This window comes from Agrobacterium sp. MS2 (assembly GCF_003261015.1).
GTDB lineage: Bacteria > Pseudomonadota > Alphaproteobacteria > Rhizobiales > Rhizobiaceae > Agrobacterium > Agrobacterium pusense.
In genome coordinates, this window is record NZ_QLNF01000012.1 from 24,039 (window position 1) to 44,907 (window position 20,869).

25 protein-coding genes and 1 tRNA gene are annotated in these 20,869 nt (G+C 57.9%); 22 read left to right on the plus strand and 4 right to left on the minus strand.

The window, feature by feature from the left end:
• The first annotated feature begins 18 nt into the window (after window positions 1-18).
• From ilvC to DOU54_RS04600, 3 genes are all read left to right on the plus strand, one after another.
• The gene (gene ilvC, locus DOU54_RS04590; RefSeq protein WP_113381164.1) at window positions 19-1,038 is read left to right on the plus strand and encodes a ketol-acid reductoisomerase; all 1,020 of its coding nucleotides are present in this window, start codon (window positions 19-21) and stop codon (window positions 1,036-1,038) included.
• Between the two features lie 137 nt (window positions 1,039-1,175).
• Window positions 1,176-1,430, plus strand: a complete 255-nt coding sequence (locus tag DOU54_RS04595) for a type II toxin-antitoxin system Phd/YefM family antitoxin (RefSeq protein ID WP_037089948.1) — start codon at window positions 1,176-1,178, stop codon at window positions 1,428-1,430.
• Complete coding sequence (locus tag DOU54_RS04600) at window positions 1,427-1,696, plus strand: Txe/YoeB family addiction module toxin (protein ID WP_037089950.1); 270 nt, start codon at window positions 1,427-1,429, stop codon at window positions 1,694-1,696. The genes DOU54_RS04595 and DOU54_RS04600 overlap by 4 nt, the downstream gene beginning before the upstream one ends.
• Before the next feature lie 4 nt (window positions 1,697-1,700).
• On the opposite strand, the gene DOU54_RS04605 is transcribed toward DOU54_RS04600, so the two are convergent.
• The gene (locus tag DOU54_RS04605; protein ID WP_113381163.1) at window positions 1,701-2,150 is read right to left on the minus strand and encodes an RbsD/FucU family protein; all 450 of its coding nucleotides are present in this window, start codon (window positions 2,148-2,150) and stop codon (window positions 1,701-1,703) included.
• Window positions 2,151-2,422: 272 nt separating this feature from the next.
• Between DOU54_RS04605 and DOU54_RS04610 the strand changes: the two genes are divergently transcribed.
• From DOU54_RS04610 to DOU54_RS04635, 5 genes are all read left to right on the plus strand, one after another.
• Window positions 2,423-3,667 carry an aminotransferase-like domain-containing protein gene (locus DOU54_RS04610; protein WP_004442697.1) on the plus strand — a complete coding sequence of 415 codons (1,245 nt, stop codon included), beginning with the start codon at window positions 2,423-2,425 and terminating at the stop codon, window positions 3,665-3,667.
• 335 nt (window positions 3,668-4,002) lie between these two features.
• Window positions 4,003-4,986, plus strand: a complete 984-nt coding sequence (locus DOU54_RS04620; protein ID WP_004442696.1) for an ABC transporter substrate-binding protein — start codon at window positions 4,003-4,005, stop codon at window positions 4,984-4,986.
• 9 nt (window positions 4,987-4,995) lie between these two features.
• Window positions 4,996-6,690: an ABC transporter permease gene (locus tag DOU54_RS04625; protein ID WP_113381162.1), complete on the plus strand. Its 1,695-nt coding sequence runs from the start codon at window positions 4,996-4,998 to the stop codon at window positions 6,688-6,690.
• A complete protein-coding gene (locus tag DOU54_RS04630) occupies window positions 6,678-7,706 on the plus strand; it encodes an ABC transporter ATP-binding protein (protein ID WP_022556551.1) in 1,029 nt (342 codons plus the stop codon). Before DOU54_RS04625 ends, DOU54_RS04630 begins: the two co-directional genes overlap by 13 nt.
• Before the next feature lie 75 nt (window positions 7,707-7,781).
• Window positions 7,782-8,891, plus strand: coding sequence for an endonuclease/exonuclease/phosphatase family protein (locus DOU54_RS04635; RefSeq protein ID WP_004442690.1), 1,110 nt, complete (start codon window positions 7,782-7,784; stop codon window positions 8,889-8,891).
• 29 nt (window positions 8,892-8,920) lie between these two features.
• Here DOU54_RS04635 and DOU54_RS04640 read toward each other — a convergent pair whose 3' ends face one another.
• The gene (locus DOU54_RS04640; RefSeq protein ID WP_113381161.1) at window positions 8,921-10,660 is read right to left on the minus strand and encodes a GGDEF domain-containing protein; all 1,740 of its coding nucleotides are present in this window, start codon (window positions 10,658-10,660) and stop codon (window positions 8,921-8,923) included.
• Window positions 10,661-10,872: 212 nt separating this feature from the next.
• Here DOU54_RS04640 and DOU54_RS04645 point away from each other — a divergent pair.
• The 13 genes from DOU54_RS04645 to DOU54_RS04710 all read left to right on the plus strand — a co-directional run bounded on the left by DOU54_RS04645 (window position 10,873) and on the right by DOU54_RS04710 (window position 19,193).
• A tRNA-Thr gene (locus DOU54_RS04645) sits at window positions 10,873-10,948 on the plus strand.
• A 68-nt stretch (window positions 10,949-11,016) separates the two neighbouring features.
• Entirely contained in the window at window positions 11,017-11,826 is an 810-nt protein-coding gene (locus DOU54_RS04650) for a hypothetical protein (protein ID WP_146617329.1), read from the plus strand.
• A gap of 102 nt (window positions 11,827-11,928) precedes the next feature.
• Entirely contained in the window at window positions 11,929-12,126 is a 198-nt protein-coding gene (locus tag DOU54_RS04655) for a helix-turn-helix transcriptional regulator (RefSeq protein WP_113730891.1), read from the plus strand.
• Window positions 12,127-12,307: 181 nt separating this feature from the next.
• Window positions 12,308-13,240 (plus strand): helix-turn-helix domain-containing protein, encoded by a 933-nt coding sequence (locus DOU54_RS04665; protein WP_286079860.1) that lies wholly within the window; start codon window positions 12,308-12,310, stop codon window positions 13,238-13,240.
• Entirely contained in the window at window positions 13,237-13,407 is a 171-nt protein-coding gene (locus DOU54_RS27345) for a hypothetical protein (RefSeq protein ID WP_169692042.1), read from the plus strand. Before DOU54_RS04665 ends, DOU54_RS27345 begins: the two co-directional genes overlap by 4 nt.
• Window positions 13,404-13,667 carry a hypothetical protein gene (locus tag DOU54_RS04670; RefSeq protein ID WP_113730897.1) on the plus strand — a complete coding sequence of 88 codons (264 nt, stop codon included), beginning with the start codon at window positions 13,404-13,406 and terminating at the stop codon, window positions 13,665-13,667. The genes DOU54_RS27345 and DOU54_RS04670 overlap by 4 nt, the downstream gene beginning before the upstream one ends.
• A gap of 8 nt (window positions 13,668-13,675) precedes the next feature.
• Window positions 13,676-16,135 carry an ATP-binding protein gene (locus DOU54_RS04675; protein ID WP_113730899.1) on the plus strand — a complete coding sequence of 820 codons (2,460 nt, stop codon included), beginning with the start codon at window positions 13,676-13,678 and terminating at the stop codon, window positions 16,133-16,135.
• 435 nt (window positions 16,136-16,570) lie between these two features.
• On the plus strand, window positions 16,571-16,810 hold the full coding sequence (locus DOU54_RS04685) for a hypothetical protein (RefSeq protein ID WP_113730903.1): 240 nt from the start codon (window positions 16,571-16,573) through the stop codon (window positions 16,808-16,810).
• Window positions 16,807-17,037, plus strand: a complete 231-nt coding sequence (locus DOU54_RS04690; RefSeq protein ID WP_113730905.1) for a hypothetical protein — start codon at window positions 16,807-16,809, stop codon at window positions 17,035-17,037. The genes DOU54_RS04685 and DOU54_RS04690 overlap by 4 nt, the downstream gene beginning before the upstream one ends.
• 12 nt (window positions 17,038-17,049) lie before the next feature.
• Entirely contained in the window at window positions 17,050-17,247 is a 198-nt protein-coding gene (locus DOU54_RS04695; RefSeq protein WP_113730907.1) for a hypothetical protein, read from the plus strand.
• Complete coding sequence (locus DOU54_RS04700) at window positions 17,244-17,828, plus strand: hypothetical protein (protein WP_146617330.1); 585 nt, start codon at window positions 17,244-17,246, stop codon at window positions 17,826-17,828. The genes DOU54_RS04695 and DOU54_RS04700 overlap by 4 nt, the downstream gene beginning before the upstream one ends.
• A gap of 81 nt (window positions 17,829-17,909) precedes the next feature.
• The gene (locus DOU54_RS27350) at window positions 17,910-18,890 is read left to right on the plus strand and encodes a hypothetical protein (protein WP_193603300.1); all 981 of its coding nucleotides are present in this window, start codon (window positions 17,910-17,912) and stop codon (window positions 18,888-18,890) included.
• Window positions 18,891-18,938: 48 nt separating this feature from the next.
• Window positions 18,939-19,193, plus strand: a complete 255-nt coding sequence (locus DOU54_RS04710; protein WP_113731010.1) for a helix-turn-helix domain-containing protein — start codon at window positions 18,939-18,941, stop codon at window positions 19,191-19,193.
• Here the strand turns inward: DOU54_RS04710 and DOU54_RS27105 are convergent.
• Both DOU54_RS27105 and DOU54_RS04720 read right to left on the minus strand, forming a co-directional pair.
• On the minus strand, window positions 19,190-19,735 hold the full coding sequence (locus tag DOU54_RS27105; protein WP_146617331.1) for a hypothetical protein: 546 nt from the start codon (window positions 19,733-19,735) through the stop codon (window positions 19,190-19,192). The two genes, DOU54_RS04710 and DOU54_RS27105, sit on opposite strands and share 4 nt — an antisense overlap.
• A complete protein-coding gene (locus DOU54_RS04720) occupies window positions 19,732-20,505 on the minus strand; it encodes a hypothetical protein (RefSeq protein ID WP_113730915.1) in 774 nt (257 codons plus the stop codon). Before DOU54_RS04720 ends, DOU54_RS27105 begins: the two co-directional genes overlap by 4 nt.
• Before the next feature lie 46 nt (window positions 20,506-20,551).
• On the opposite strand from DOU54_RS04720, the gene DOU54_RS04725 reads away from it, so the two are divergent.
• Window positions 20,552-20,848: a hypothetical protein gene (locus DOU54_RS04725; RefSeq protein ID WP_113730917.1), complete on the plus strand. Its 297-nt coding sequence runs from the start codon at window positions 20,552-20,554 to the stop codon at window positions 20,846-20,848.
• Window positions 20,849-20,869: the final 21 nt, after the last annotated feature.

A 20,869-nucleotide genomic window follows, 5' to 3' on the forward strand; every position in this document is an offset into this window, starting at 1 on the left:
TTAGGGAAGGACCATAAAATGCGCGTTTATTATGATCGTGATGCCGATCTCAATCTCATCAAGTCCAAGAATGTCGTCGTCGTCGGTTACGGCTCCCAGGGCCGCGCCCATGCGCTGAACCTCAAGGATTCCGGTGCCAAGAACGTCGTCATCGCTCTCAAGGCCGGTTCTCCGACCGTCAAGAAGGCCGAAGCCGATGGCTTCAAGGTCATGACCGTTGCCGAAGCCGCCAAGTGGGGCGACCTGCTGATGATGGCAACGCCTGACGAACTGCAGGCCGACATCTACAAGGCCGACATTGCCGGCAACATCCGTGATGGCGCAGCGATTGCTTTCGCGCACGGCCTCAATGTTCACTTCGGCCTCATCGAGCCGAAGGCATCGGTCGACGTCGTCATGATCGCACCGAAGGGCCCTGGCCACACGGTTCGCGGCGAATACCAGAAGGGCGGCGGCGTTCCGTGCCTCGTTGCCGTTCACCAGAACGCTTCGGGCAACGCCCTTGAACTCGCTCTTTCCTACGCCTGCGGCGTTGGCGGCGGCCGTTCGGGCATCATCGAGACCAACTTCAAGGAAGAGTGCGAAACCGACCTCTTCGGCGAACAGGTCGTTCTGTGCGGCGGTCTCGTCGAACTGATCCGCGCTGGTTTCGAAACTCTGGTCGAAGCCGGTTACGCTCCGGAAATGGCCTATTTCGAGTGCCTGCACGAAGTGAAGCTGATCGTTGACCTGATCTATGAAGGCGGCATCGCCAACATGAACTACTCGATCTCCAACACCGCAGAATGGGGCGAATACGTCACCGGTCCGCGCATCATCACTGCCGACACCAAGGCTGAAATGAAGCGCGTCCTGCACGACATCCAGACCGGCAAGTTTACCTCCGAGTGGATGCAGGAATGGAAGGCCGGCGGCGCTCGCTTCAAGGGCATCCGTCGCAACAACGACAGCCACCAGATCGAAGAAGTCGGCGCGAAGCTCCGCGGCATGATGCCCTGGATTGGCAAGAACAAGCTGGTCGACAAGGCCGTCAACTAAGCTTCATTGCTTGATGAAAATTTTGGAGGCCGGGGCGAAAGCTCCGGCCTTTTCCGTTAGGGAACGGGCCGGTTTAGCTTGACTCTCGATCAACGATACGTACATAAATCTGTACATATCTACGAGAGGCGGTTCTCATGGCAAATGTGCGATTCACGGAATTCCGGCAGAACTTCGCGACCCATTTCGACCGGGTTCTGGAGACGCGCGCGCCGTTGCTGGTTACTCGGCAGGGGAAGGAGGCGGTCGTGGTTCTCGCTGAGGGGGAATACGAGAGCATGCAGGAAACGCTGCATCTTTTATCCAACCCGGCAAATGCCTTACGACTTCGTACTTCCATGGATCAACTTGAACGCGGCGATATCATCGAGCGGGATCCAACCGAAGAATGAAGCTCGTCTGGACGCTGAGTTCATGGGACGATTACGAGTTCTGGCAAAGAACCGATGCTCGTATGGTAGAGAAAATTAACGACCTCATACGGAATGCCAAACGGACGCCCTTTGCTGGGCTAGGAAAACCGGAGCCTCTGAAGGGCGATATGGCAGGATATTGGTCTCGTCGGATTTCCGCCGAGCATCGGTTTGTCTATCGTGTATCCGGGTCCGGCAGCGAACAAAGGCTGGAGATCATCCAGTGCCGCTTCCATTACCAGTAATTGGTCACTTGGGCGGGATGACGCCCTTCGTCAGCAGAAAGCAGCCGTAAAACCGCGTCTCGCCCGTCGTGATGACGCAATAGGCCTGCTTGGCTTTTTCGTAGAAGGCAAAGCGTTCAATGCCGTACATGGGGGCGGACTTTCCTTCCGCCGCGTCGATTTCCTTCTGCACTTCGGTCTGTACCGGTTCCAGTTGATCGGGCGCGCCCATCACTTCCATGCGGCCGACTGAGGGCTGCAGCGGGGTATCGAGCGGCAGAACGGACAGGATCGCTTTCATTGCGCGGGCAGCGGAGACGTTGTCGATGTGAAGAACCTTGCCGACTGTGGTGTGGCGGGCAACAGAGTCGGAGGGGAAATTGGTGTCCGAGATCACCAGCGTGTCGCCGTGACCCATGGCGCGCAGCGCGTGCAGAACGTCGGCATTCAGCGCCGGGTCGATATTCTTCAGCATGTCCTCAAACTCCCATGATGCTTTCGCCGTGTCGTGGCTCGCGTGCAATCCAGCCGGAAAACCCCGTGGCGTCAATCGCAAAGGTGTGATTGTGAAGCTTTGCGCAAGGGTGTATTTGGCTTTGTCCGCGAAATCGGCCTCGATTGAGACCAGTTAAGGGCAATGTGCAGGGAGGCAGAAATAATTCGAAAAACTGATAAGTCAGTATTGCTGACGTATCGACATTTCTGTAAAGATGCACGCATAAAAACGACACAAGAGGAAACGTACCCATGCTCAATTGGGAACAAATTTTCGCCACGCGCTCTTCGCGTATGAAGGCGTCTGAAATCCGCGAGCTGCTGAAGCTGCTCGAGCAGCCTGATATCATTTCCTTTGCCGGCGGTATTCCGGACCCCGCTCTTTTCCCAGCAGAGGAGTTTCAGCAGGCTTACGCGGAGATTTTTTCCGGCGCGCAGGTCAACGCCGCGCTGCAATATTCCGTCAGCGAAGGTTACAAGCCGCTGCGCGAATGGCTGGCGGGCGAAATGGACAAGATCGGCATCGAATGCACCGCCGACAACGTCTTCATCGTTTCCGGTTCGCAGCAGGGTCTCGATTATCTCGGCAAGCTGTTCCTGTCGCCAAAGGATACGGCGCTGGTCACCTGGCCGACCTATCTCGGCGCGCTCTCGGCATTCAATGCCTATGAGCCCAACTATGACCAGCTGAACCCCGGCGGTAACCGCACGCCCGAGGCTTACCGCGAAACCGCGGCCAAGCTTGGCGGTTCGGTGAAGTTCGCTTATCTATCGGCCGATTTTTCCAATCCGACCGGCGAAACCGTCGATCTGGCCGGACGGCAGAAGCTCCTGGAGCTTGCTGACGAGCTCGATATCGCCGTCATAGAAGACGCGGCTTATCAGTCGCTGCGTTATGATGGCGAAGCCGTTCCGCCGATCATGGCGCTCGACATTGCCCGTTCGGGCGGCATTGAAAACACCCGCACCATCTATTGCGGCAGCTTCTCGAAGACGCTCGCTCCGGGTCTGCGCGTCGGTTACATCGTCGCTTCCGCTCCTGTCATCCGTAAGCTGGTGTTGATGAAGCAGGCCGCCGACCTGCATTCCTCGACGATCAACCAGATCGCCATCGAACGCGTCGCCTCGCGCGGCTTCGACAAGCAGGTGGCCAAGATCAAGGCAGCCTATAGCGCACGCCGCGATGCGATGCTGGCGGCGCTCGAGAAGTACATGCCGAAGACGACCAGCTGGACGAAGCCGGAAGGCGGCATGTTCATCTGGGTGACGCTGCCTGAGGGCATGGATGGGGCGGCGCTGCTTGCCAAATCCATCGCCACGGAAAAGGTCGCTTTCGTTCCCGGCCGTGCTTTCTTTGCGGATGGTTCGGGCACGAACACGCTGCGCATCAGCTTCTCCTGCGCCAACGAGGCGATGATCGAGGAAGGCATGAAGCGCCTCGGGCGGTTGATTGCGACGGCTCAGGCGGAAACGGCTGAGGTAGTTCCGGCGATTTGAGGGTTGCGAGGTTTTTCGGCGGCGACGGGGGTTGTGGCTTCACCCCCCTCTGTCCTGCCGGACATCTCCCCCTCAAGGGGGGAGATCGACTCGCGGTTAAGGTATCGCCTATCGCAACAGTTGAAAATGAAGTGCTGTCAACGCCTCTTGCCGATCTCCCCCCTTGAGGGGGAGATGCCCGGCAGGGCAGAGGGGGGTGAGCCGCAAGCACCAAGAGGCACTGTTCCCCTCAATCCCGCTGGCCCCAACAGATCACACCACTAAAATCCTGCCTGTCACATACATGTTATGCAATCATGTTTTAGCGGTCCCACCGAACAACAGGGACTGGATCCATGAAGACGCTGCTCTCCGCTTTCACCGCCATCGTATCGCTTGGCTTCATCGCCACTGCTGCCAATGCCGCCGATCTGGTGCTTTATACCAGCCAGCCGAATGAGGACGCGCAGGCGACCGTTGACGGGTTCAAGGCTGCCAATCCCGGTCTCGAAGTCGAGTGGGTGCGTGACGGAACGCCGAAAATCATGGCCAAGCTGATGGCGGAAATCAGCGCCGGCAATCCGGTTGCCGACGTGCTTCTGATCGCCGATACCGTGACGCTGGAGCGCATGAAGCAGGCCGGTCAGCTGCTCGCCCACAAGTCTCCCGAAGCCAAGAATATCGATGCCACGCTCTATGATGCAGACGGCTTCTATTACTCCACGAAGCTCATCACGACAGGCATAATGTACAATACGGCCGCCGCGATGAAGCCGACGAGCTGGAAAGATCTGGCGAAGGCGGAAGCCAAGGGTCTCGTGACCATGCCGAGCCCGCTGACGTCGGGTGCCGCACTGATTCACGCGCAGACGCTTGCCGCCGCAAATGGCCTCGGCTGGGATTACTACAAGCAGCTGAAGGCCAATGAAGCCATTGCCGGCGGTGGCAACGGCGCGGTGCTGAAGTCCGTCGCTTCGGGCGAAAAGGCTTACGGCGTGGTGGTCGATTACATGCCGATCCGTGAAAAGGCCAAGGGCGCACCGGTCGAATTCGTCTTCCCGGAAGAGGGCGTTTCTGCTGTCACCGAGCCGGTCGCGATCATCAAGGGCACCAAGCACGAGGAAGCGGCCAAGAAGTTTGTCGATTACGTGCTTTCGGAAAAGGGCCAGCAGGGCTTCGTCAAGCTCGGTTACATCCCTGTCCGTGCCGATGCCGGCATGCCGGAAGGTTTCCCGGCCCGCGACAAGATCAAGGTTCTGCCGCTCAGCGCTGCCGATGCACTGAAGAATTCCGAACAGGATCTCAAGACCTTCTCCGATATTTTCGGTTCCAAGGGCTGATAAATCGGAATGACCCGTTCCAAGGCTTATGGAGACAGCCAGCCGCGCTGGCTGTTTCCTTTTGTGGTGAGTGTTGTTTTTGCGCTGAGCGCGCTGCCGCTCGGACGCCTCGCCTATACCGGCGTCGTTTCGTCACTGAATGGTGACATATGGCGACTTCTGGCCGATCCGGCGCTCTGGGATGCGGCGCTGAACACGCTCTCTACCTCGTTTTTAGGCATGCTGATTTCACTCGGAATCGGCGGCGCTTTCGCGCTTGCCCTGACGCTCTGCGACATCCGCGGCAAGTCGATCTTAAGCTTCCTGTTCATGCTGCCGATGATGATCCCGCCGCAGGTGACGGCGCTGTCGTGGATCGGCATGACCGGCCCGTCGAGTACGCTGCTGAAGGCCACCGGCCTTGCGCCGGCGATGGGTTCGCCGCAGCCGCTTTATTCCATCGCTGGCATCGCACTCTTGCTCGGTGTGCAGCACGCGCCGCTCGTCTATCTGTCGCTGCGCGCCGGGCTACTCGCCTTACCGCAGGACGGCATTGAGGCCGCCAAGCTTTCCGGGGCTTCACCACGGCGCGTTTTGTGCGATATCATCCTGCCGCTTTCCACGCCTGGACTGATCGCCGGTGCGGCGATCTCCTTCGTCTCCAACGTCGGCAATTTCGGCATTCCGGCGATCCTCGGCATACCCGCTTCGATCTTTACCCTGCCGACGCTCATCTACAGCCGTTTTGCCAGTTTCGGCACAAGCACATTCGGCGATATCGCCATTCTCTCGACCATGATCGCCATCATTTCCGTCGCCGGGCTTGCGCTGCAGGAACGGGCGATGAAGGGGAGGGACTATCGCATCATCGGCCTTTCAGGCAAGGCGGCGACCTTCCGGCTTGGGCTGTGGCGGGTGGCGGCGGAGCTTGCCCTGTGGCTCGTGCTGTTCTTCATGCTGGTGGCGCCGCTGACGGCGCTGGTGGCAAGCTCGCTCGCGCCTGCCTATGGGGTGCCGCTCAGCCTCAAGACCGCGACGCTGCATGCCTATGAAGAGTTGCTCTATCGGCAGAGCGTAACCCGCACGGCGTTCCGCAATTCGCTGTTTCTGGCGACGGCGACATCCTTGTGTCTCCTGGCGGTGACAGTGCTGACGGCTTATTTCCTCGTGCGTGGCAAAAGCCGGTTCATGTTCCTGCTTTCGGCGCTGGTGGATATTCCCTATGCGCTGCCGGGGGTGGTGATTTCCGTCTCTTTCGTGCTGCTTTTCGCCGCTCCCATTCCATTGCTCGGCATTACGCTTTACGGCACGATCTGGATCATTCTGCTTGCCTATTTCTCCTCTTTCTTCGCGGTCAGCCTGAAACCAATGGTCAGCGCTTTCCTGCAATTCGATCCATCGCTGGAAGAGGCAGCAAGGCTGTCGGGCGCGGGTTTCTGGCGACGGCTCAAGGATATTATCCTGCCGCTGGTCGGGCCCGCGGCAGGGGCTTCCGTCATCCTCGTGTTTCTGATCGCCTGCAACGAGCTGACGGTTTCGGCGCTCCTTTGGTCTGCCGGCACACAGACGCTCGGCGTGCTCATCTACAACCTCGATGACAGCGGCAGCTTCGATCTCGCCTCGGCGCTATCGGTGCTTGTCGTCATCATGGTGATTTTCCTCATGCTGCTGCTCGAAATTCTGGGGCGCTATCTGCCAAAAGGAGTTGTGCCTTGGCGAAACTGATCCTTAACCGCCTGTCGAAGAGCTTCGGTGCCGGTTCGAAACCGGCCGTGGACGATGTTTCTCTCACTGTGCGGGAAGGCGGCTTTCTGGCGCTGCTCGGACCCTCCGGCTGCGGCAAGACCACAGTGCTGCGCATGGTTGCCGGGTTCGAACAGCCGACGGATGGTTCCATCCTGCTCGGCGAGCGGGTGCTGGCCGATGCCGGCAGCATGGTGGCGCCGGAGCGGCGCAACATGGCAATGGTGTTCCAGTCCTATGCGCTGTGGCCGCACATGTCGGTTGCCGACAATGCCGGCTACCCTTTGAAGGTGCGCGGTATTACGGGCGAAAAATACCGCGAGAGGGTGCGTCAGGCGCTTGCCGCCGTCCGACTTGAGAGCTTCGCGGATCGCCGTCCCGCCGAACTTTCCGGTGGCCAGCGGCAGCGTGTTGCGCTCGCCCGCTGCCTCGTCACCGAGCCTGACGTCGTATTGCTCGATGAACCGCTCGCCAACCTCGACCGGCATCTGCGGCAGGAAATGGAAGAGACATTTCGGGATTTCCATGCCCGTTCCGGCGCGACGATGATTTATGTCACTCACGATCAGGCGGAAGCCATGGCGCTGGCAACCGATGTCGCCGTCATGTCGCACGGCAAGCTGCTTCAGGTCGCGGCGCCTGCGGAGCTTTACGCGCGGCCGGAGGGCAGGCTGGTCGGGTCGCTGGTCGGGCAGGGGACGATCCTCAGCCTCCCACTGCCGGAAGGGGCATCGCGCGATCTCGACTGGTCCGCACTTCGGGCGGCGATGGAGAGAGGCGCGGGAGCATCGCGGGCCGACGTGCTTGTGAGGCCGCAAGATGTGGTGCGGGATGCGGAAGGCATTGCCTGCACCGTCACCTCGGTTCTGTACGAGGGCGAGCGTTATGCCCTTCGTCTTGACCTGCCGGATGGGCAGGCGGTCAGGGCCTATTCGCGTGAAGCCGCAGCTGTGGGTGACAGGCTTCCGGTTGCCATTCGCAGCGGGTGGCGGCTTTAGAGCGCACGCACTGCCGAACGCTGGAAAGGCGGAGCGACACCGGCTAAGCTGGGGTCGCAGCAATAGGAATGATTCATGTCGCTTCGGCTTGCCACCTTCAATATCGAAAATCTTCTCACCCGTTTCGATTTCACCGGCTTTCGCAACCAGACGCGGCGCGACAGGGCGATCCAGCTTTTTGATATCAGGGACGAGGCGACCTATCAGGCCCTTGAAAGTGCGCGGATGGTCTCATCCACCGACGATACGCGCCAGCTTTCGGCGCTCGCCATCGCCGACGCGGATGCCGATATTCTTTGCCTGCAGGAAGTCGACAACATGGCGGCCCTGCAGGCCTTCGAATATGGCTATCTCTATCGCATGGTCGGCAATGGCTATCTGCAGAAATATCTGGTCGAGGGCAATGACAGCCGCGGTATCGATGTCGCGGTCGTCATGCGCGAGGAGACGCGGGATGGCGAGAAGATCGAGGTGGTCGACATCAAGAGCCATGCGGCGCTGACCTATCGCAATCTCGATCTCTTCAATCCGGCACTTGCCGCGACCAACCAGATCGATGACAAGATATTCAAACGGGATTGCCTTGAAATCGATCTGAGGATCGGCGGCAAGCCGCTGACGCTTTACGTCACGCATTTCAAGTCCATGACCAATGCCCGCGAAGCGTTGGACGCCCGGCTCGGCACCATGCCGATCCGCGAGGCGGAAGCCATGGCTGTGCGCCGCATCATCGAAAATCGCTGGGGTGCGGGCAATACGCGCAACAAGAATTTCGCGATCTGCGGCGACATGAACGACTATCAGGAACGCGTCGCGATTGCCGGTGACAGGCGCAATGGCTACAGCTTCACGCCCGTCGAAGAGGCAAGAAGTGCGCTCGATGTCTTCACTGCCGACGATTTTGTCATCAATCCGATGCTGCGTCGCGATGTCATGGACCGCTGGACGCTCTATCATTCGCGGGGCCCACAGGAGCAGCATTTGTGCCAGCTTGATTACATCTGGCTTTCTCCGCGCCTGGCCGAAAGCAACGCGACGCGGGTTCCCGAAATCGTCCGCGCCGGCCAGCCTTATCGCACCATCTTTCCGCCGGGGCAGGAGGTGGAGCGTTATCCGCGCACTGGCTGGGACCGCCCCAAGGCTTCCGATCATTGCCCTGTCGTGATGACGCTGGACCTGATCTGACGTCGTCGGCGGTCGGAAACCGGTGGCTTCTAACCGTTGGCGGCTTTCGGGAAATAGGTGGCCCAGACCCGGTTGCGACCAGCGCGCTTGGCTTCATAAAGCCGGTCATCAGCAATCGCGATCAACTCGTCCCAGCTGTTGACCGCCCGCGCTTCCTGCCAGACGACGCCAAAGCTCGCCGTCAGCGACAATCCACTTTGTTCATCCACGATCTGGGCTTCGATCAGGCGGCGGAGGCGGTCGGCCGTTGCCGTTGCCGTGGCATGGCTGACATCCTGCAGCACCACGACGAATTCTTCGCCGCCATAGCGGGCAAGAATGTCGTTCTTGCGCAATGCACCCCGCAACAAAGCCGCGGTCTTTTGAAGTGCAATGTCACCCATGGCATGGCCATAACGGTCATTGATCGATTTGAAATGGTCGATGTCGACGATCATCACGCCGAGCGACTGACACTGGTCCTCGCCCGTCAACAGGGAACGAACGGCCTTTTCGAGCGCCCTTCGGTTGAAGACGCCCGTCAGCGCATCCGTCTCGGAAAGTGCGCGTAACTGTTCGGCCAGCGCGCGCTGCTGGTTCTCCATTTCGCCCTTCTGACGAAGCTGCTCCCGCAGGAAGTCGAGTTCCTGGAACATCTTCTTCACCTCCGGGGCGACCCTGTCCTCATGCTGCGCCTCTGAAAGATCGCCCGCGGCGATGGCCGCAATCTGTGCCTGAACGGATTGCATGGGCCGGAACAGCGCTGTTTTGTAGACAGATGTGAGCCGTAGCAGGACCAGAACCGCAATACCTGCGAGAAAAAGCGATGTGGCGCCGTAGATCAGGGCTTCCTGCTGCTTCTTTTCGAGTCGCGCGCGTGTCTCGGCCAGAATGAGATCGCGCAACGTATCGGATGAACGCATCCCCGAAATATAGTTCCTGGAAAATTCAAGCACGCTCGGCTGGGCGGACGGCATGGCGATCACGATCGTATTCTGCGCGTAGCGCAGCGCCTGACCGAAATAATAGGTTTCGAGATCGCGGAATGCCCTGTCCAGTCGCGGCGTGGAAAGATAGGCGGCGGTGTAGTTGGTCAACGATGCCTTCAGTGATAGCAGGCTCTGCATCTCCGCATCGAACTTGGCGCGATAACCCAGCTTTTCCTGTCTGTTCGCCCGCAGACCCATGATCACATAGGAGCCGAGGCGACCGATCCTGTCCCGCATGACACCGGCGGTGCCCGTCATCGCGATGTCTATCGCCACATCGGGCGTCACCTTGATGATGGCACGCGCTGCCTTGCCACGCAGCAGATTGACACTGTCGGCGGCCTTGAACATCGATGATATGGCGCCCGACATGGCCGTGTGGCTGCGTGCCGACAGTGGCAGGGCGGCTACCTGATCCACCGCGTTGCGGGACTGCGCGAGTTTCTCGCGGGTCTCGGCCAGCGATTTCGCCAGCTCCGGCTGGGTCCTGATGTCGTCGGCGAAGGAAGCTTCCAGTTCCGACAGCTTGTCGTCCGTTGCCTTGCGCGCGGCAGCGAGAGCTGCGACCAAATCCTGTTCAGTGGTGGATGCGCCCATCACATTGTTCGCGGGACCGCGCTCTGCCGAAACCAGCCATGCGGACTGGAGAGCGGTTTCGAAGCGGGTGAGCTGCGCCGCGTTGGTACGGTAACGCAGATAGTTGGAAACGCTTGGCAGCGCGGCAAGGGTGGCCAGCAGGATGGAGCTCGCGGCGATGACGATCGTGCCCGTTAGCTGAATTTTCTGTATGCTTGCGCGCATTTGATGCGTTGTTCTCACTCAATCGGGTATAATTCATCACCATTTTAGCTGCGCCGCGTAAATACTTCGCTTATATTGCTGCGCTTTTGCCGTCTTGACGATCCTGCCGCCCGGCCTGAGGGCATGGTGTGGAAAAGCGCGCCGCCCGTGCTGCGCGATCAGTTTTCGCTTTACACCCGGTCAGAATCTGATAGTTGGCAAGGCACTGGATTGCCCTTGTAGCTCAGTTGGTAGAGCACCTGATTTGTAATCAGGGGGTCGCGGGTTCGAACCCTGCCGGGGGCACCAGTATTTTCAACCACTTAGATGAGGTTGAGGTTTCCCGCTCTACAGTCGGGGGCACGCAGGGGGCAAATTTGGCACTTGAACCCACCGACCGATTGGCGAAGCACCTCTCCATTCAGTTCCATTTCGATGACGAAACGAAAAGCAGGCTTGTTGCTTTAACGGCGCCTTTCGAAGGGTGGTCGGATCAGTACGATGACTTGATCCAAGCAATGGGCGGCGAGAGTGCGGCCATCATCTCGGCCTTCGAAGGTTGCGCCAATCGATTCCTGCGCGGAAATCTAAAGCCCAATAACAAAGTTCGTCAGAAAGCAATTCTCCAGCAGATTGAACATCACAGCCGTAGTCTCGTGGACCTACTTGTCTCGCCGGAGATAGAAGGCACAATCGCGGATCCATTTTCGATGCTTGCTAAGGTGAGCAAAGGTCGCGAAAAGCCGCTGTCCCGGGGAGACTTCTGGGAGAAGTATTATCAAATGCTGACAACCCTCGAATTGTTCGCCAAACACCGTCTTCTTAGTGGCGTAGAGCCCGATCAGGACGAGGAAGCTTTTGAGAAGCTGAAGCGTCGGAAAGAGTATCCGCGGTTCGTTCTTATGGCTGATCTTCTTTATGCCCATAAGCGCATAACGGGCGTTAACCCGTCAGCGTACGCGACAGTTGATAAGTCCGGCCACCAGAAGCGCAGCGAAGCCGTCGAATTTCTCTCTATCGCCGTGCCTCCGATCCTGAAGCAGGCGAAGGTAAAGAACCCGTTTGTTGATGACCAGGTTTTGAAGCTCGAGATAGGTCGGATAAAAAAGTTCTGGGATGCTGGACGAAACCCGGCCCTGGAATACACTTATGCCGACTGGGGGTCGCTCGTTCCGACGCTTGAGTGAAAATAGGATAAACAGAAATAGCGATTTCGCGCAGATCGTTTTCCTATGTTCTGATATTGTTCTGCGCTAGGATGCACTCCATAGCATTGATGGAGTGTCCCTATGGTAACCCGCATTCTTCCCCTTGAAGAAGTCATCCAGAGGACCGGCCTAAGCCGTCGAACCCTCTACACTGAAATGTCGGAAGGTCGCTTTCCGAAAGGTGTGCAGCTCACAGCCCGCCGTGTCGGCTGGCCTGAACAAGACATTGAAAGCTGGGCTGCTGAGAAGATTGCTGCTCGCGATGGGGTGTCTGCATGACAGGCGCCGATCATCAGCACAGCGAAATAGTCATCACCGCCGCGCAGTGGCTTGCGGAACAAAATCCTAACCCGACGCCAATTATTCCTACCCTGCGCGAGCGCTTCGGGCTCTCTGCCTTGGAGGCATGCGAGGCGGCGGCTTTGTCGAATAAGTATCGGGTATGGAGGCGCGCGCACGGATGACGGCCTCCCGCGATAAAGATGATATGACAGAGCATGAGGTGAAGAGCTTCACATCGTGGAAGCTGGACATCATCGAGGCCATATCTTGCGACTTGGCGCTTGAACCGATCGACAAGATTGTCGCCTTCCGAGTGATGCAACACATCAACATGCGGTCAAGAGATGCAAACCCATCCCTAAATAGAATAGCTGCTCAACTCGGTGTTCACCGAGATACTGTCAAGCGGAGCCTGAAGAGGCTCTGTGATCCAACGGGCGGGAAGCTGTGGATGACGCGTTCTCGCTCCAGCCGCACAGAGTCGTACAGCTACCAGTTCGTAACGGACCGCTTCAACATCGTTATGGACGCAAAAATAGCTCGGGAAGAGGAAGCAAAAGAGAAAGCCATAGCGACAAAGCGCAACCGTCTCGAAGTCGCACGTAAGCACCCTCGCGAAGTTGCAAATGTGCATTCTCATGAGGTTGCACGCGTGCATCATGGCGAAGGTGCAGACGTGCACCCCAAACACCTTCAATATAACCACCTTATAGAAACACCTTTCAATTCTTGCTCTGAGGGGAGTGAGTCTCTCTATAGCGACAGTGATCAAAGCAGCGCAGGCGTAAGGCCATCGGCAGCAAGGAACATTCCCTATCCAGTTCCGGCGAACGATTTCATTGGTCGGCAGATGGTTCTGTCGATCGTGGATGATCGCGACGTACCGGAAGTGATCCAGGAGAAGATGCAGCAGTTCATCATGCTCGGCATTCTGACGCCGGCCATGGCTGAACGCCTGATCGCGCCAGCGGTGCAAATCCCAGATCAGGAATCGGAGTTCAACTCGTGGATCACGCGGAACATTCCCGACCGCGCCAATCACCGGGAAGCCTACCGGCTGCTGCGTGAGCGGAAAATGACACCCGAAGTTTTGCGGAGGCTGGCAGCATGAAGAAAGATCAGCTTGACCTTTTCGCCTGGGCCGATGCGCGGCCGTCGGCGCAGATAATCGATCTGGTACCGATCATCGTGCGGAACATGCCCGACGTAGATCTGCAGTACCCGGAGCCCGCCAAGGTCATTCGCCCTGCATTTGAGCGCAAAAGGAGCGTAGCATGAGCAATGTAGTGAGTTTTCCAGAGCGGCGGCGTGTTGAAATATCCTATGGCCGTCTCGTTCGCTCTGTCGTCATCGATGAGAACGGAATCCGGCCATCGCTTAGCGATATCGGTCAGCATCAGTTTTTCGTTGAGGCTGTTGAGCCAGACAGTCGAGTGGTGATGTGGTCCGGCCCAAGCTACGACGATGCGATCCGGCAAGCCCATGAACTCGACGGAGAGTTTGGCCCTGTCTATGACCTCGTAGTCGAGAGCGCGTGAGGTGCACCGTGGATAATGAACTTCTACCGATAAGTGGTATTCTCGATACCAATTCGACCTTTGGCGATGTCACGCCAGTTGGTGATAAATTGAGCTTGGACAACGGCGCGGCGTCGAGCGTGACATCAGCAAAAGAACAGGCTCGAGAGCGCAAGCGCCGCCAGCGCGCAAGGGAAAAGCAGGTTGCCTCGATCGAGTTCGTCAGGACCGATGCCAGCCTGTTTCTGCACCCCGACAGGCTCAGTCAGAAGGCAGGCGCTCCAAAGCATCACCTTCGGCGCATGGCAATCAAGGAACTGGTCGACAATGCCCTCGATGCGGCTCCCACGGCCGAGCTAACAGAAATAGACGAAGATACGTTTGTCGTGACGGACAACGGCCCCGGTATCGACCCCGAAAAGGTCGCGACGATGTTTTCGGTCACACGACCGATGATGAGCACGAAGCTTATCAGGCGTCCTACCCGTGGAATGGTCGGCAATGGCAATCGTGTTGTTGCAGGCGCAGCTTTCGCCAGCGGCGGAATGCTGGTCGTTGAAAGCCATGGCGTTCGCCAAGAACTGTCATTCGACAAGACCACCGGCGACACCATCGTTTCCAGCCGAGGTGATTCAGAGGTGGCGGAAGGCACCCGGATTACGATAAAGTTCGGGCCAGCAATCCCGAGGGACATAGCCGCATCAGTATGGGGGATGGTTGCCATCACGTTGGCCGGGGAAGCATCAAGCCCCATGCTGACGCACCCTGACTGGTACTCCGAAGCTGCCTTCGATGAACTGCGGGAAGCGGCGCGGGGCACAGCTCAGGACCTAGCGAGCCTTTTCAACGTGGATTTATGTCACGCTTCGGGGGACCTCTTTGAGCAAGATCAATCGGCGGGCGTGCAGCGTGACATCCGGCCAGACGATCCAGCCAGCAGCCTGACGCTTAGCGCCCTCAAGGCTCTTGCGCCAAAAGCCCCGAAGCTGGTTCCTATTGCTGAAGATGCGTTTCACGGCGCTTATAAGATCGAGACGATGACGGCACTCGTCGCCGGTGCGAACGTTCCGGCCGTTGTACAAGTATGGGCAAAACAAGCAGACCGGCGAACGAACGGCACTGACGTTCGGCTTATCGTCAACCGGACCCCTGCTGTAGCCGAAATCTCAATCCATCCCGGTGGCGAAACCTACATCCGCGGCTGTGGAATGCAATGGACATCAATCGGAACTGTTCCTAAAGGCGGGTACTCTGTCACCCTCGCGATCACCACGCCCTCCATTGCGCTCATCAGCGACGGGAAGACACCAGACCTTTCACCTTTCCGCGATGGCATCACGTCGGCTGTTGGTGCAGCGCTACGCAGATCACACCGCCCCAAGTCCCGTGGACTGTCGATCAAGGATGCAGCCTTCGAAATCATGGAAGAGGCTTATCTGAAGGCGAGCGCCAACGGCACGTTGCCGGCGAACGCTCGGCAGATCATGTATGCCGCCAGACCATACATTTTGGAGCGGACGGGCCAGATCAAGCTCAACGACGCTTATTTCACGCAAACACTCCTCCCTGCCTTCATGGATGATTGCCCAAACATGACGGCAAAATGGGATGTGGTTTATGACGCCCGAGGCCATCTCGTGGAGCCGCACACAGACCACAGCCTGGCGCTAGGGACCATCCATGTGCGGGAATACCTTCAGCGCCGACCGAGGCAGGAGGCTGGAGCGCTTATCAGCACGACCGCTGGGCTTCACCCAACTATCGGACCCGGTGACAGATATGGAGCAGTGCTGTTCCTTGAGAAAGAGGGCTTCGAACCGCTTCTCCGCGCTGCAAGGATTTCAGAACGGTTCGACGTGGCCATCATGTCGACCAAAGGCATGTCGGTTGTCGCTGCCCGCGCGCTGATCGACCGCCTTTCCTCGGCAGGCATAAAGATACTTGTCGCCCATGACCTCGATATGGCTGGCATCCGCATTTTCGGAACGCTTGGCACGGATAGCAGTCGATATCAGTTCTCCCATCGGCCGGATGTCCGGCGTCTCGGGCTAACGCTCGATCAGGCCGATTCGATGAACCTACAATCCGAACGTCAGGAGGTTCAAGGCGATCACGCGCGCATCCTCGAAGGTCTGCGCAACCATGGCGCCAGCGAAGGCGAACTGAAGTTCATTGCGTCCGGCCAGCGCGTCGAGCTCAACGCCATGCCATCCGACCAGTTTGTGACATGGATCGAATCCAGCTTACGGGAAAACGATGTTCAGAAGGTCATTCCGCCGGCCGCTACGATTGAACAGCAGGCTCGGCATATCCTGGGCCTGCGTCATTTGAAGCGGTCCGTCGCTGATCTAGAACGCGAAGCGCGGATTCATGCCGCCAAGGTGGAACTGCCATCCGATCTGGATAGCCGCATGAGATCGGCCTTCGAGAATGACCCTTCGTTGCCATGGGAAGACGCCCTTCGTCGCGCTTTGGATGGTGTCGCCTGAATGAGCCACGGCGAGCTATTCACCCCGCAGGAATTGGATAGGTGCGATGGACTAGGCCTCGCGCCTATCCTCATGCGCCATGATGAGATCATTAACTTGAAGATGGCCGTTCATGTGACCGGCCGGAGCGAGCGCACGATCAGGGACTGGTGCAGGGACTTCGGAATAGGTGTGAAGGCTTGCCCAGGCTCACCGCTGCAAATATCGGCACCAGCCCTTGAGATGGTCAAGCATGGTGACTTCGCAGCGCTAGAGCTTTTACGCGAAGGAAATCGACAGCATCCCCGCGTGAAGCGGATATTCGACCACCTTGGCCTCCCCTTGTAGCCAGAAACGTCGCGAAAATCGGTAAAAGGTTGCCGCACCCTTCCAATGCCCAATAGCTGAAAACCGTGGCCTAATGCATCTCGAACACGAGATCAGGAGGTTACGGTTATGTCCATCGTCGCCAAACAGCGAAAGCAGAAAGACCCGATCGTCAACGTCATGTTGAATGGCGGCCGGGTCACTTCGGGCTTCAGAACGGCCCTGTTCGCCGCTGCCAGCCGCGCCGGCGTCTCCGTCAATGAATTCGTGCTGACTGCTGCTGCTGAAAAGCTCTGTGCTTCTGGCAGCCGGTTCTCTGGTGTCTTCGAGCCGGGTGATATCTCGCATAACGTCCAGAGCGCCGCATGAGCAAAAAGAGCCGCGCCATCCGCAAAGAGATCAGAGCCTTGGAGTATCAGGTTGAGCAACTGTTCGATCTGGTCGGCCGGCTGACCGAGAACCAGCGAAAGCTCATGAGCCATACCCAAGGCATCCCTGAAACGGTTGGATCAGCCGTCGGCGGCGCGGTGGCAGGAATTCTCGCAATCACAGAACGAAACCAGGCGGCACTCGATCATGTGCGCGTCGATCACTGAAAGGAAACGCACATGCCAGCAAAAACCGAAATGAGCGAAAGTGTCATCAACCAGCTGACTGATGTCATCGCTGACATCGTATCCAAGGCGGTCGATGAAGCGATCGACAAACGGCTGAACGCGAATGGCACTCTGACCAACAACCGCAAGCCAAGCGCTGGCTTCAAACTGCCGAGGGCCGAAGGCTACAAGGCGCCGGAGGGTGAATGATGTCAGCACCAATGAAACACCTGTCGGTGGTGGAGATAACCGCGAAGCTTTCCGAGATTGCTGAGAAGGAAGCGGCACACAACGCGCGTGACTTCGACGCTGAACTCCGCAAGGTTATGGTCGAGGGCGGTGACATCGACGCCCTTGAGAACGCGCAGCTGGAGGCTGAAAAGCAGGCCCGTCGGCTCCGCGTTCATCGCTCGGCGCTTGAGGCCGATCTACCAATCGCGCGCAAGCGTGAGGCCGAAATCGAGATCAAGGCGAAGCATGACGAGCATGTGGCTCTGCGGTCAGGAGCGGCAGAAGCGGCTGCTGGCGTCGTTGATGCGTGGAACAAGCTCACGGCGGCCCTGGATGAGTGGGAAACCTATCGTGAGAAGTCTGCGGAGATCAGCGAGGATGTGTATCGGCTCTGCTACGACCAAGGCCTTCAAATGCCTGAGCTCGGTCGGTTCGTAAGCAAGAATGTCCACGCTCTGGCGCCCAAAGCTCACGGCGATCTTGCCGACCGGCTAAACAGGTCGATCGGGGAGACGCTGAGCGTCGGTCGATACGTTCGAGGCTATCACGTCGATGGCTAAGAATGGTGGCGCCGGAGGAGTTTTCGTCTTTCGCCTCCGGCGCCATCGCTAACGATAACCGTCTTTATCAGGAGCATTCAATTGGGTGATTTTGCGCAACTGATTCTCACAGCCGATAGCACGGGCCTCCAGCGCGGGGAGCGTGCTTTGGACAGCATAAGCTCGACGGCTGAACAGACAGAGCGCCGCGTGGTAAAGGCGAGTGATGGAATGACGCGGGGTCTACGCTCCATCTCCAGCCAATCGACGTACGCCACTCAAGCGTTGCGTGCCAGCTCGATGCAACTATCTCAAATCGCACAGCAGACGAGCGCAACGGGAAATCTGCTTCAATCGATCGCAATTCAGCTTCCTGATCTTGCTCTCGCCTTCGGGCCTCTTGGCATCCTCGCTGGTGCTGCAGCTGGCGCTGCGCTGTCCTATTATTCGACCCTGTTAGATAGCGGCGATGATGCTGAGCAGACGTTGGCAGATCAAGCTGATTTGATTGTCCGCGCTGCCGAAAGCTGGGGTGAAGCAGTCCCGGCTTTGAGAGCCTATGTGGATGAACTCAAGAAGGCGAAGACAACGGCCGACTTGGTTGCCGCTATGGAAGCGATATCGAAAGAAAAGTGGTCTCTCGCTCGCCAAGAGGTGCAAAACCTCAATATTGATTTGGTGGCGCTTGTCGGAGATCTCCGAGCAGCCGGCGCTGAAGAGGCTTCGGTTATCAAACTCCAACGCTCCCATGCATCTGCCATGATGGCGGCGCGGTCGAATTTGGGCATGCCTTCGGCGCTGGCCGGAACTGTGCTGTTCGGCATTGTCATTCTCCAAATTGTCGAGAGGGTTTTGTCACTCCCTAAAAAGGGAGGCGGTCTTTATGCGAGTTCGAGAGCGGCGCCGCCGGTCAACTGCGGATCACGAGGAGCCGGGACAACCAGAGCAGCGCCGTTGTCGCGCTCGGCGCGTTCGAAAGCAGCCTTCAGAGCCGGGTTGGTAAAGAGGCTGGAGAGGCGGATGTTAACTGTGTTGCGTGCCATGTTTGATTTCCCTTGTTATCATGTTGCATTATTGGTATAAGGCTACATCAAACCAAAGTCAACACTTTTAATGCAAGGTTATATAAAATTGTCGATATCTCCCGCTCAGTGCCGTGCCGCTCGCTCCCTTATCGGTTGGTCGCAAGACAAGCTTTCTGAGGAGTCCAAAGTCGCAAAAGCTACCATCGCCAACTTTGAAGCTGGGAAGCGCTCGCCTTATGAACGGACCCTTGATGATATTCAGGAGGCTCTGGAGAAGGGCGGCGTAATATTCATCGCGGAAGACGAGATGAAAGCCGGTGGCGCTGGCGTTCGCCTCGATCCCGACGCGCAAGGCGACTAACGGGAAACCCGATTATCAATAGCTATCGGCGGGGAAGCGCGAGATGCTAACAACAGCCCTAAAGGGTCTAGTGTTCTTGATTGGCGGCCTACTGGCTCTGGCTTTGCTGGTTCTCCTCGTCTTCTGGTGGTCGTCTGCCAACGCCGAGCAATCGAATGCGGAATGCTCGATGCTGATAATCGAGAAGCACATTTCCCCCGCCAATGTCGCCACCGAGTACCGGCGGGCGTGCATGGCCTCCAAATCAGTATCTCCGCATGGTTCTGAACATCTTCCTTCTTTTCGCCAAGCCGAGCGACGGCCGAAGCCAGATCATTGATAGCCTCGTCCACAGTCTGCGCCCGATCCGCAATCAGCGTGGCCATAAGCGTGAAATTCTTCGTCACTTCTGTTGCGCCTCGACCTGTTGCGCAAAACGGCTTTGAAATCGATGGGCGCACTTTGGTCGCGATGTCGATGAGTGTACCGTCATCCAAATAGTAGGCACCATCGGTCAGCAACTCGATCCGATCATGCATGCAGAGGCTATAGAACATGCTCATAGCGCGCTCCTAAAATTGAGGTTGAAATGCTTGCCTATCAGGGATCCGCCGCCTTTGCTCGGTGAGGCATCGAAGATGGAATCGATGAAACTGTCTTGCAGTTTGTCCAACACTCGATCCAGAGCATTCAGGGCGATGTCGGCCCACTCGGACCAACTGATTTTTCCGTCATCAAGCGCTGATCGCACGTCATGAAGAAGGTCGCTCGTGACGCTCTTGTAATAGTCGGTTTCGTCTGCAAGCGCCTTTGCTGCCTCCGAGGAATTCCAATACTCTTCACCGAGCTTCTGAACAGCGCGCGTGTAGGTATCACTGTCTAGACCGAACTTTTCGTGGAGTTCATCAAGCCGCGTAAGCTCGATGTTGTACTTCTCGGCGGCCGTCCTCGTGCTGTCGTAAAGACTCTGGATTTCGCGCTGCTCTTTGCTGATGCGCTCAACTCGCCTAGACCCGCTGCCCGTATTGCGATTTTCCCAATAAAGTCCCTCTAGCTCGATCTTGGGCCGGTTCTCAGGCGTTGGCGGATTGATGGGCGTGAAGTCGTCACCCGTGTATATCTTGCCGTTCTCCGAAAAGACGGATGTAAGCTGATCCAGCGGCACCTGCCCTGTTGTCAGAGCTTGCACCGCTTGGTTTTGGAACAGACCAGCTTGACGCATAGCTCCCGCTATCGACTCAGACAGGCGTTCGAAGGCGCTTTTGAACTCGTCCACCGCCGGAATGCCTGTCTGGTTCAGTGCGTCGGATAGCGCATCCTGCACCGCTCGCATGGCGTCGGTATCTTCTTTTCCCGCAGCTACCGCCTCTGAGACCTTGTTGAATGCCGCTTACCGTTACATCCGCCGCCAATACTCCGCCAAGCAGATCCAGCGCGGCATTGTGGACGCCTCGTTCTCAGCCTGTCTCAAGACAGCATGGCGCATCGCCAAGCAGCGCCGCGAGGAAGCCCGCCAGGCTGCGAAAGTGGCCAAGGTGATGGAAACCCCTGCCGGTGACCGTCTCCGCGCTCTCCAGTCCGCTCTGGCCGATACCAACTACCTGTCACTCCGATACAGCGCCGCCGCTCGCCGCGCTGCCATCAAATCCGAGATAGCTGCCCTCACGGCGCACTGACCGCTCCAACCAGATAATTAG